The sequence below is a fragment of the Bacillus cereus group sp. MYBK222-1 genome (assembly GCF_051916425.1).
Taxonomy (GTDB): Bacteria; Bacillota; Bacilli; order Bacillales; family Bacillaceae_G; genus Bacillus_A; species Bacillus_A paranthracis.
The window spans coordinates 286246-297410 of record NZ_JBQAGP010000003.1 but is presented as its reverse complement, the minus strand read 5'-3'; the positions used below and the strand labels follow the sequence as shown (position 1 = coordinate 297410).

The window sequence follows — 11165 nt, the reverse complement described above, 5'->3', positions numbered from 1 at the left end:
GGGGAGTAAAGTGAATAAGGAAGGCTGAAATTACCTGCTATAGAAAAAGTATAAGCTTTATTGTATCACAATAAAGTTAGAGAAAAATTGGGGGAGAGCATATTGAAGTTTTGTGAAACTTGTAAGGAACAGTTTGCAGGTCATTTGAATTTTTGCCCTAGATGCCGCAATAAATCAGAAGATACTTCGGCAAGTATGGTTGCTTCTAGTGAGGAGATACAGCGAGAGACACGACCAGTACGAAGTAAGAAAAATATATTTCTTTTCATTGGTTTCATCGTAATTGCTGCTTTACTATTTGGAGTATATCAATTCGGGGCATATAAATTTTCAAAAGAGAAGCAAGTAAATGAAATGCTTGAGGCATTCCAAAAAAACGATGTTAGTGCAATAGATGAGTTTGTGAAAGTAGATGATCCAGGTCTAAAGGTGAAGTCAGAAGACATTCAGGCATACATACGTTATTTAAAAGACAACCCTTCGTACAATAAAGCATTACTATACTACTTGCAAAAAGAGGCGATAACTAAAGATTCAGTAGGTGGTACAGTATCCTTTGAAGATGGGAGAATTATAGAGGACGGGAAAGAATGGTTCTTATATCCGAAGTATAAGTTCAATATGAAATCGTACTACATGAATGTTAGCACAACCGCGAAGAATGCTGAAATATATGTAAATGATAAAAAAGAAATAGAGCTTTCTAGTAGTAAAACTTCAAAAGAATTAGGGCCATATTTCCCAGGTTCTTATGTTGTGAAGGCAAAGGCGAAAGCAGAACTTACTCAATTAGAGACAGAAAAAGAAGTGGATTTAGCAGACGAAAAGAAAGGGACAGTAGAAGTGAATTTATCACTTGAAGGAAATTATGTAACTATCTCTTCTGATGAAAATGAAGCAACTGTTTTTGTGAATGGTAAAAAGCGTGGGAAATTGAGTAACGGAAGTTATAAATTGGGACCTGTAGCGACAGATGAAACGATAGAAGTGCATTTAGAGAAAAACACAGAGGTTGGTACTATTAAATCCGAAAGTATCAAAGTTGGGGATCAAAGCACATATTATTTAAAGTTCCCAAAAGAAACGCCAAGCGTAAAAGAAATATCGAGCTCAGCAGCTGGTGAATTTGTACGAACACATATTTATGATAATGTACGTGCGATTTCATCAAATGATTTTAGTATTATCGCAAATAATTATGATAAGAGCGGACCATCTTATAAACAGGACCGTGAGTATTTACAATATTTATACAAAAAAGGAATTACAGAAGACTTATTAACAATGGAAGTTCGTAGTGTAGAGCGTCAAAGTGCTACGAAATATAAAGTAACGACATATGAAGAGTACCATATTCGTTATGGTGATGGCTCTGTTAAACTTAAGAGCTTTAGTAATGATCATATTGTAACAGTGGATGGGAATGGAAATATACTATATCATTCTCTTGGAGCAAATAATACGTTGAAATCAGAGGAAATATCTGGTCCAACTCGCTAATATAAAAAGGCTATCTCAATTATAGAGATAGCCTTTTTACGATTAGAAGCGCGTTTCCTTTAATATCGCTTGTACATACGGATCATGTAATATTTGCTCTATAATTGGTAACATGTTTTGTTCGAATGGAATGTCGATAGGAAATGGTTTTTGTGAGCCGGGTTTGATTCCATATTGGACGATTTTGTAATGTGTATTTTCTTCAGAACTGAGCACAATTAATTTATAGCGATTGTCATCATTTGTGAGTGAAAAATCAATAGAAGTAGCGTCATATGTTACTTCATCTTTATATATATACGGTTTTGGTGTACCGATCCAGTCTACTTTTGCTTGTACATTCATGGGTATAACCTCCTTATATGTATTATATAAAAAATAAAAGCCAGCTCTCAACAAAGAGAACTGGCCTTAGCAGTCATTGGTTATTTTAAAATTTTCACTTTAACAGTTTTGCGGCCCCATTTTTGAGCAGCGCTATCTGATCCAAGTAGGATGTCGATACGGTTACCTTTAATTGCACCGCCAGTATCTCCAGCGATAGCTTCTCCGTAACCTTCTACCCATACTTTAGATCCTAATGGGATTACTTTCGGATCAACAGCGATCATTTTCATGTTTGGGTTCGCTGTTAAGTCATGACCCATTGCAGTTAATACACGGCCGCCATATGTGCCACCGTTTTCGCTCGGATGAGCTGTATATGCTGTAGCTACAACTGTTAACTCACGACCACCAGCAGGTGCGCTAGTGTTAGCAGCTTTTACAGCAGGCTTAGCAGCTTGTTTTGCTTGTGCTGCAGGTGCTTTAGCTGGTGCTACAGCTTTAGCAGGAGCAGGTTGTTCTTGTTTCTCAATAACAGGTGCTGTACCTGTTAAGAAAGGAACGTGAACGTAAGCTGTTTTTCCGTTATATTCGAATTGTAACCACTCATTTTGTACTTGGTTCGTTGTTTCAATCATATCATCTTTCTTAAGCGTCCCAAGAATTTCTGAGTTTGTGTTCGCTTCAGCACGTACGTTTAATACGTTAGCTGTTACGTAGTAGATGCTTTTAGTGAACTCTGCACTTACGAATGCGTCTTTACCATCTAAAGTGATTTTTGACCATCCGTTCTCTGTATTTTGAACATCTATTTTATTACCGTTTAGTAATTTACCGACAACTTTTGATTCAGTAGTAGGGTTTTCGCGTACATTTAGTACGTCTGTTGTTACAACAGTTTCTGCATTAGCAGATGATGTGAAAATCCCAAGACCAAAAACTGCTGCTGTTGCTATACCAATTAATTTTTTCATGATAGCCTCCATTGCGTTTGTTTTCGTGTCCTCATTATAGCAACAGATTTTTTCGGATTTGGGGAAAACACACAATTACAAACCATTCGTAATAAGTCGTTAACATGCTGTAATATAACAAAAAATATAGGAAAGCGTTTTTCATTCTATATGATTAGTAGGTTTCTACTTATATTCAAAATATTTAATACAACATATTGTTTTCGACGTAAATAAAAATATTACAGGAGTGTTACATGATGTTTACTAAACGATTACATTCCTTGAGTATTTTACCGTTTTATGGGTAATATAGTTATATAAACATAAACATTTCATTTGTGAAATTATAAACACGTGCTATATACTAGCAAAAAAACCGCATAATTGTTACAAAAAGAAAGGGTTGCAAGGAAGAAAAATGCCCTTTTTTACATCTGTAACACACCTTTTTTTGGGGAAATATATTCCCATCCGCATTTTTCTCGCACAATTTGACAGCAGTATTTCGATCTTATAGCTCTTGCAGAGTGAAAAAGGTTATACGGAAGGTAAGGCTGTCCATAAGAATTCGAATTGGTGAAGGTGAAAGTAAGAAAAACACCACAAAAATCATAGTTTTCTATCCGATTTTACATATCGGAATTTATGTTATTTACAAAAGTGAAACCTACGAAGGGGGATTTGATGAGGAAACTGACAAAAACATTCATCGTTTCATTAACATTATGTATTGCATTTACACTTTGGGGGATTATTCCCGAATCTATTATGGGAAAAGGTAGCCTAGGAAATGTAACAACCGCAATTCAAACTGCATTAGTTAGTAAGTTTGGATGGTTCTATATTATTTCTGTTTCTATTATTTTAGGTGTGTCTATCTTTTTAATTGTTTCGAAATACGGTTCTATTCGTTTAGGTAAAGATGATGACGAGCCTGATTATAGTTATATGACATGGTTTGCTATGTTATTTAGTGCTGGTATGGGTATCGGTTTAGTCTTCTGGGGCGTTGCGGAACCATTAAACCATTTGTATGCACCTCCGTTTGGAGAGAGTGCAACTGAGGAAAGTGCACGTCTTGCACTGCGTTTTTCATTTTTCCATTGGGGATTACATCCTTGGGGACTATATGCATTTGTAGCGCTTTGTATTGCTTACTTTACTTTTAGAAAAGGAAAAGCAAGTACAATTAGTGCGACAGTAGGACCGTTATTTAAAGGCGGGGACCATGGACGTATTGCTCATTTATTTGATGTGTTAGCTGTTTTCGCGACTGTGTTTGGCGTGGCAACATCATTAGGTCTTGGTGCAAAACAAATTGCCGGTGGTGTTAGTTATTTAACATCCATCCCGAATTCATTAACGACTCAGTTAGTTATTATTGCAATCGTAACAGTGTTATTTATGTTATCTGCGCAAACAGGTCTTGATAAAGGAATTAAATATTTAAGTAATACGAATATTATTTTGGCATTTGCACTTATGATTATTGTATTATTTGTGGGTCCAACAAACTTTATTATGAATTACTTCACCTCAACAATTGGTGCTTACATTCAGGAATTACCAAGCATGAGTTTCCGATTAAGTCCATTAGATGAAGGTGGAAACCAATGGATTCAATCGTGGACAATTTTCTATTGGGCATGGTGGATTGCATGGTCACCATTCGTAGGTACATTTATTGCTCGTGTTTCACGAGGACGTACCATTCGTGAGTTTGTTATCGGTGTGTTGCTCGTACCGACCGTAATTGGTGCCCTTTGGTTCTCTGTTTTCGGCGGAACTGGTATTCATATGGAGCTGTTCGGTGATGCACATATTTTTGAAAAAGTGAAAGAGATGGGAACAGAAGTAGGGTTATTCGCTATGTTTGACCAGATGGGAAGCTTTGGATCGGCTTTATCTGTTCTAGCTATTCTTCTTATTTCTACATTCTTTATTACATCTGCAGATTCAGCGACATTCGTTTTAGGGATGTTAACGACACATGGTAGTTTAAATCCACCAAATCGCATTAAAATGATCTGGGGTATCGTTTTAGCTGCTCTAGCTTCTATCTTATTATATGTAGGTGGATTAGAAGCCTTACAAACGGCAGCTATCATTGCAGCATTCCCATTCGTCTTCGTTATTTTCTTTATGATGGCAGCCTTATTTAAAGAGTTACAAAAAGAAGGACGTATGAAGCGTCATAAATAATAGAAGGAAAAAGAGCTGATTATGTATCAGCTCTTTTTTATATAGAAGGAACTTGAACTGCAAGTAAGGGAAATAAAAGGCATACTATATTAGTAGTATGCCTTTTATACGAATGAAAATCGATATATTTCGACAATGTTCGATGTTTTGCAAATTCTATTCGTATTTTTGACAAAAAATTGTCGGAAATGTGTTGTCACGTTTATATATATGTGCTATATTATTTCCTGTAAGCGATTTCAAATAGTTTTAAAGCGTATTCAAGGGGGACATCTAGAATAATGAAACGTTACGAAAGAAAGTGGAAGCATATTTGTTTGAAACGTGTGGCACATCGTAGTGTCCAAGAAAGCACGGAACCTAAGACTGAAACGCGTAAAGAGCAACAAGAGAAGCAATTGGTTCTACAAAAATAGCAATCACTTTTTCGTATATAAATGAAGGTCGATCGTTCGTTGGGGGATGGACGTGAAATTACTTTCAGCTAAGGGGTATTGTCTGATATATATTTTATACGGCAATAAATAAGCACAGAGCATACGGCGCTCTGTGCTTATTTTTATTATTTATCTTTTTTGAATCGAACAGTTTTATCCCAGCCAATGACTTGTTTCTTGCTCTTTGCACGTAAGTATAAAATTAAGCTACGAATGAATAAGTACGTAAAGAGCTGTGCGTACGTAAAGTACATGATCACACTAATAAAAATATTAGTTGGTGTAAAGGTTCGTTCCACACTCTGGGCACTAAATAATTGAGAAACATATGTAACGTATGCGACATACCACATGAATAGTAGCGGAATGCTATATTGAATTTGGAATATCCCGAGTAACCCAATTACAAACCAAACGTTCGAAATGATTAAGAATAACCAAAATACAACATATACTAAAACTTGTTGTAAAGAATGGACGAGCAGTTTTCCTTTAAAGAAACTTAATGAAGAAAACATTTTTTCTAAAATGTACAAGTTCCCTTGAAGCCAACGTGTACGCTGCTTAATAAGGATTTTTAAATGCTCAGGTTCTTGTTCCCATGTAATTGACTCTGGAACGATTGGCAGGAGATAACCTTTTTGTGTAATTCGTAATGTTAATTCAGCATCTTCAGCAATTGCATAAGGGTCATAGCCGCCAAGCTCTTCTAATGCAGCGCGACGAAGAAGCATGTTTGTTCCTGTTAGTGAACCTGTTTGGAATAGTAACCAGCGTCCGGATTGCATAAGGAGCTGGAAGATTTGAAATTCTAACGAAATCATTCGTGTTAGCCAGTTTCTTTTTTCATTTACAGTACGAACATGCCCAACAGCTCCAACAGCATCCTCGGTTGTTTCAGCGTGTTCTACAAGCATTCGCAATGCATGTGGTTCAGGCTGGTTATCTGCATCATAAACACAGAAGTATTCACCATCTGAAATACTAAGGCCATAGTTTAATACACGTGATTTTCCTTTTGGTTCACCAGGGGGAACGCGAATGTGACGAATATGAGCATAAGCTTTGTCAAAATCGTCACCAATTTCAGGTGTCTCATCTTGCGAGTTATCGTTTAATAAATAAACAGTTAGTTTGCCTGGATATTCAATCTTTGCCATCGCCTCTAAAGTATCTTTAATAACGACGCCTTCATTGTGAGCTGGTATTAAAATATCGACGCTTGGGTAATGTTCTAGCGTACGATCTTTTCGTTTCCTATTTCGGTGAACTAAACCTGCGAGTGTTAAGAAAGAATAGTAAACGAGTAAGCCAGAGAATAGAAAGGCTGTAAAAATAAGTACATACTTAATCGAAAATGTGATGCTAATCCAAAAAACAAGTACGCAAAACAGGAGGAATAAAAGAAGTATAACGAGTGTCATCATAATAACGTCTGTCCTTTGTTCCCAATTTGCTCGCGTGAAATTTTTATATCTTGGATCGCTTCAGCAGCAAGCCATTGCTCCATTTTTGGCTTTAGGCGGTTCATTACAATGTCAGCACCGGCTTCATTTGTATTTTGTAATAAAATAACGAGCGTATTATTATCATATTTAGCAGCAAGGTCAAAGTCAGCTCTTACCGTTTCAACTAATAAGGAAGCTACACGGTCCATAACACTTTCCTTCGTATATTTACTAAAGGAAGTGAAATCAAAATAAATCATAACGCCTGTTTCATTACGACGATTCATTGCATTGATTAATAATGCTTGTCGTCTCTCAAATTCTTGTCTTGTTAATAATTTCGATTCTCCGATGTATTGTTCTAACGTTCTCACACGTTCGGTTAATTCTTTATTTTCATGAATAACCTTCTTTAATAGATGAGTGGAGATATATACAATGAAGAAATTTGCTGCCATTAGGAAGTGAGTAATAATGTATTCCCATTGTTCTGATGTACTCCATAAGTAAAGCCATGCTTGGTAGAACAGGTAGAATACCGAAATAATGGTTCCTAATATGAAGAAAACAAATGCAGTTTTATCAGGCAAAAATAGAAATAGTACATTAACAATTACATATATAATTGTAAAAATGAGAGCATGCTCATATTGCGTTACATGTACAGTTGTAAAATAAAATAAAATTTGTAAAATCCACATAGAGAGGACTTTATAGAAGTTATCTTTCACAAAACTTTCCTCCTTAAAGATAATTCATACAAGGATACTTGTAGTATGCGCAATTATTAAGAAATAGACCGGATGACTATATTCTTTTTGAGAGGCAACAAAAAGTAGTATCCCTCTTTTGTAAGAAAAAATAAACAGACTTGATAATTATTGTATCATAATGTTTTTATATTTCAGCATAAAGTATTTAATATATACTGAGAAAATAAAGCAAGTCCCCTCTTTAGAAAGAGGGGACTTGTTTTATTTTATAGGAACATCATACCTGCAACTGCTGCGTTTAAGAAGTTAGCTAGTGTACCAGCGATAACTGCTTTAATCCCTAATTGTGCAATTTGTTTACGGCGAGTAGGAGCTAATGTTCCTGTTACACCTAATTGAATTGCGATAGAAGAGAAGTTTGCGAATCCACAGATTGCGAATGTTAAAATTAGATTTGTTTTTGCAGAGAACTCTGCCATATGTGGTCCTAAGTTTGCGTATGCAACGAATTCGTTGATTGCAAGTTTTTGACCGATAAAGCTTGCTGCTTGTACGGCTTCACCAGGAGAAACCCCGATTAAAATTGCAAATGGTGATAGTAAGTAACCGAAGATTAAATCAAGGCTAAGTTTAATATCGAACCAAGAGCCAATCCATCCTAATAGGCCATTTAATAAAGCGATTAATGCGATGAAAGCCATTAACATTGCTGCTACGTTAATAACAAGTTGCATACCTTCTGATGCACCACGTGCTGCTGCATCAATAACGTTTGCATCTTCACGCTCTGTAGAAAGTTCAACGTTATTATCTACTTTTTCTGTTTCTGGCATAATTAGTTTTGCAATTAATAGACTTGATGGAGCTGCCATAATTGCTGCTGCTAACAAGTGTTCTAACGGAATACCCATTGCTGCATAGCCGACAAGAACTGATCCAGCAACAGCTGTCATACCGCTTACCATAATAGCGAAGAATTCACTATTTGTTAAACGTGCTAAGTAAGGTTTGATTAAGATTGGAGCTTCAGTTTGTCCTAAAAATACAGTTGTTACTGAGTTTAAACTTTCTGCTTTAGAAGTTCCAAGAAGTTTACTTAACCCGCCACCAATGATACTAACAAATTTCTGCATAATACCGAAATGATATAAGATTGCTACTAATGAACTAATAAATACGATTGGAAGTAGTGCTTGAATAACGAAGATAAATCCCCAAGGTCCTTTTGCGTTGACTAAATCCCCAGCAACGAACTTAATTCCCTCGTAAGAAAAATTAATTAATCCTTGAACGCCATCTGCAGCGTGTTTTAAACCTGCTTTTCCGGCATCCCATCGTAATACGATAAATGAAAATGACATTTGTAATGCTAGCGCGATTAAAATTGTGCGCCAATTAATAGCTTTGCGGTTGGAAGATAGTAAGAAAGCGATTGCTAATACTCCAATCACGCCGCCAATTCCCCATAAAAGATTCATGCAGTGTATGCTCCTTCCTCATAGTAAAAAAATGTATAAAACAGTTGTCTATACTTCTGCAAATATAACATCTTAAGTAACTTATCATAATGGACATCAGAGGTCAAACGTCTAACGAAAAGTTTAAATAAAAAGAAAATTCTTCAAAAAAACACATATAAAATGATTAGACATGAAATAGGTTATGTTTTTTATGTGAAAATATACATTATGATAACGTTATGGATCATTATTGTAGAATATAGTGTATGAAATAGGAAAATAGATACATTATTTTTTTAGGGAAATAGGTTATACACATTAAAAAGAGCCTTCTAGTAATCTAGAAGGCTCTAAAAATATAACTTAAGGTGCTTTCGTATAACCTAAGAAGTGCTTACTCCAATAAGAATTGCTTAATGAAGCGATTGCTACACCTTTATCTCCGGCTTGGATAAATGATCCGCCCCCAAGGTAAATACCCATGTGAGAAGGACCCGATTTATAAGTGTTTTGGAAATAAATTAAGTCGCCTGGTTGTGGATTTGAAGTTTGTGGTAGGCTACCCCAATATCCCGCAACACTTTGACGGCTAATGTTATGACCAAATTTCTTAAATACGTGGTAGATGTAGCCACTGCAGTCCACACCGTTAGCAGAAGTTCCGCCCCAAACGTATGGTACGCCTTGCATTCCTTTTGCATATGCAAGTATAGAAGAACTGTTGCCGCTATTATTACCTGTATTGTTGTTATTGTTTTGATTGTTATTTTGATTGTTGTTAGGCTTATTATCTACTGCGCCGCCAACTGGTGTTTTAGAAAGGTAACGTGTTCCGATATAACCAGTTTGACCGTTGTAGTTAATTTTGCTCCATCCAGAGTTTTCAGAGATTACTTGAACCTTCTGTCCTTGTGGAAGTGCGCCTATGATTCTATAATTTGTACCTTCACCACTACGTACATTTAAGGCAGAAGCATTAATGTAGTAGTCACCAATTGCACCTTGATTAGGTTGTTCAGGTTGTTTTGGTTGCTCAGGAGTAGTAGTGCCACCTTTAACGAATTTCATGAATTCGCTACTAACGTAGCCTGTTTTTCCTTGATAGTTAACTTTAAACCAGCTACCTTCAGAGCCAATTACGTTTAATGTCGTACCATTTAATACACCACCAATTACGCTATGGTAAGTAGCAGGGCCTGTGCGAACGCGTAGAGATGTTGCGTTAACAACGTAAGTACCACCAGTTTGAACAGTTACATTATTGTTTTGGTTATTATTTTGGTTGTTTCCTTGTGTAGCGTTATCGCTAGAACCGCCTTTTGTTACGTAGTCTTTGCTTACGTAAGCTGTTTGGCCTGCATAATTGATTTTGAACCAATCTTGAACTTCGCCAACAACTTGTACTACTTGTCCTTTTGTAACAGAACCTACAGTTGTGTGAGAAGTGCTAGGACCTGTACGAACACGAAGGGAAGATACATTTACTGTATAGTTTCCGCTTGCTGGTTTTACAGATTCTTGGTTGTTATTATTCGTATTGTTGTTTGAAGAACCTGTATTAGCAGAAACGCCAGATACAAATTCACCACTTACATAACCTACTTGTCCATTATGGTTGATTTTTACCCAACCATTTTCTTGACCAATTACGTTTAATGTTTGTCCTTCATATACACGTCCTGAAACAGAACTAGAAGTGTTAGGAGCGGTACGTACACGTAATACATCAGCAGTAACTTTATTTTTTCCACCTGTTGTACTTACATTTGAATTGCTCGCACCATTTTTTGATACAAATTCACCACTAACAAAGCCTGTTTGTCCATTCATGTTAATTTTGTACCAACCATTTTCTTCGCCAATCACGTTTAGTGATTGACCGTTATAAACGCGCGAGATGATGTCGTGAGAAGTACTTGATCCTGCACGAACATGTAATACGTCAGCGTTAACCTTATAAGATGAGCTGTTTGATGCAGAAGCTTGGACAGTTGTAGCAGCTTTTTGTGTATTTTGTTCAGGGGCAGCTTGAACACTATCAAGTGTAGGTGCTGCTCCTCCTGCTACAGACACTGCCGCAAGACCGGCAAGGTATTTTTTCATAATTTGTCGATTCCTTTCTGTC

Annotated in this window: 9 protein-coding genes; 3 read left to right on the top strand and 6 right to left on the bottom strand. The window is 36.4% G+C overall.

Features of this window, described 5'->3' with window-relative positions; all coding sequences use genetic code 11:
• The first annotated feature begins 102 nt into the window (after nucleotides 1–102).
• Nucleotides 103–1500 (top strand): zinc ribbon domain-containing protein, encoded by a 1398-nt coding sequence (locus tag ACTFR9_RS17465; protein ID WP_000666846.1) that lies wholly within the window; start codon nucleotides 103–105, stop codon nucleotides 1498–1500.
• 42 nt (nucleotides 1501–1542) lie between these two features.
• On the opposite strand, the gene ACTFR9_RS17460 is transcribed toward ACTFR9_RS17465, so the two are convergent.
• Nucleotides 1543–1845, bottom strand: coding sequence for a DUF3910 family protein (locus ACTFR9_RS17460; RefSeq protein ID WP_001102534.1), 303 nt, complete (start codon nucleotides 1843–1845; stop codon nucleotides 1543–1545).
• Between the two features lie 80 nt (nucleotides 1846–1925).
• On the bottom strand, nucleotides 1926–2798 hold the full coding sequence (locus ACTFR9_RS17455; protein ID WP_000733324.1) for a cell wall-binding protein EntA: 873 nt from the start codon (nucleotides 2796–2798) through the stop codon (nucleotides 1926–1928).
• Nucleotides 2799–3464: 666 nt separating this feature from the next.
• On the opposite strand from ACTFR9_RS17455, the gene opuD reads away from it, so the two are divergent.
• Together opuD and ACTFR9_RS17445 are read left to right on the top strand one after the other, a co-directional pair.
• Nucleotides 3465–4982 carry a glycine betaine transporter OpuD gene (opuD, locus tag ACTFR9_RS17450; protein WP_098946382.1) on the top strand — a complete coding sequence of 506 codons (1518 nt, stop codon included), beginning with the start codon at nucleotides 3465–3467 and terminating at the stop codon, nucleotides 4980–4982.
• A 281-nt stretch (nucleotides 4983–5263) separates the two neighbouring features.
• Complete coding sequence (locus tag ACTFR9_RS17445) at nucleotides 5264–5398, top strand: hypothetical protein (protein ID WP_000833067.1); 135 nt, start codon at nucleotides 5264–5266, stop codon at nucleotides 5396–5398.
• Nucleotides 5399–5544: 146 nt separating this feature from the next.
• On the opposite strand, the gene ACTFR9_RS17440 is transcribed toward ACTFR9_RS17445, so the two are convergent.
• From ACTFR9_RS17440 to ACTFR9_RS17425, 4 genes are all read right to left on the bottom strand, one after another.
• A complete protein-coding gene (locus tag ACTFR9_RS17440; protein ID WP_229136622.1) occupies nucleotides 5545–6846 on the bottom strand; it encodes a glycosyltransferase family 2 protein in 1302 nt (433 codons plus the stop codon).
• On the bottom strand, nucleotides 6843–7598 hold the full coding sequence (locus ACTFR9_RS17435) for a GGDEF domain-containing protein (protein ID WP_000654292.1): 756 nt from the start codon (nucleotides 7596–7598) through the stop codon (nucleotides 6843–6845). The genes ACTFR9_RS17440 and ACTFR9_RS17435 overlap by 4 nt, the downstream gene beginning before the upstream one ends.
• Nucleotides 7599–7846: 248 nt before the next feature.
• On the bottom strand, nucleotides 7847–9058 hold the full coding sequence (locus ACTFR9_RS17430; protein WP_001051012.1) for a NupC/NupG family nucleoside CNT transporter: 1212 nt from the start codon (nucleotides 9056–9058) through the stop codon (nucleotides 7847–7849).
• 345 nt (nucleotides 9059–9403) lie between these two features.
• Complete coding sequence (locus tag ACTFR9_RS17425) at nucleotides 9404–11143, bottom strand: C40 family peptidase (protein ID WP_000760286.1); 1740 nt, start codon at nucleotides 11141–11143, stop codon at nucleotides 9404–9406.
• Nucleotides 11144–11165: the final 22 nt, after the last annotated feature.

What these genes read in the sequence shown, in the direction of transcription:
- ACTFR9_RS17455 (WP_000733324.1), bottom strand. Translation starts at nt 2,798, where the DNA reads ATGAAAAAATTAATTGGTATAGCAACAGCAGCAGTTTTTGGTCTTGGG.
- ACTFR9_RS17425 (WP_000760286.1), bottom strand. Translation starts at nt 11,143, where the DNA reads ATGAAAAAATACCTTGCCGGTCTTGCGGCAGTGTCTGTAGCAGGAGGA.
- ACTFR9_RS17440 (WP_229136622.1), bottom strand. Translation starts at nt 6,846, where the DNA reads ATGATGACACTCGTTATACTTCTTTTATTCCTCCTGTTTTGCGTACTT.
- ACTFR9_RS17460 (WP_001102534.1), bottom strand. Translation starts at nt 1,845, where the DNA reads ATGAATGTACAAGCAAAAGTAGACTGGATCGGTACACCAAAACCGTAT.
- ACTFR9_RS17430 (WP_001051012.1), bottom strand. Translation starts at nt 9,058, where the DNA reads ATGAATCTTTTATGGGGAATTGGCGGCGTGATTGGAGTATTAGCAATC.
- ACTFR9_RS17445 (WP_000833067.1), top strand. Translation starts at nt 5,264, where the DNA reads ATGAAACGTTACGAAAGAAAGTGGAAGCATATTTGTTTGAAACGTGTG.
- opuD (WP_098946382.1), top strand. Translation starts at nt 3,465, where the DNA reads ATGAGGAAACTGACAAAAACATTCATCGTTTCATTAACATTATGTATT.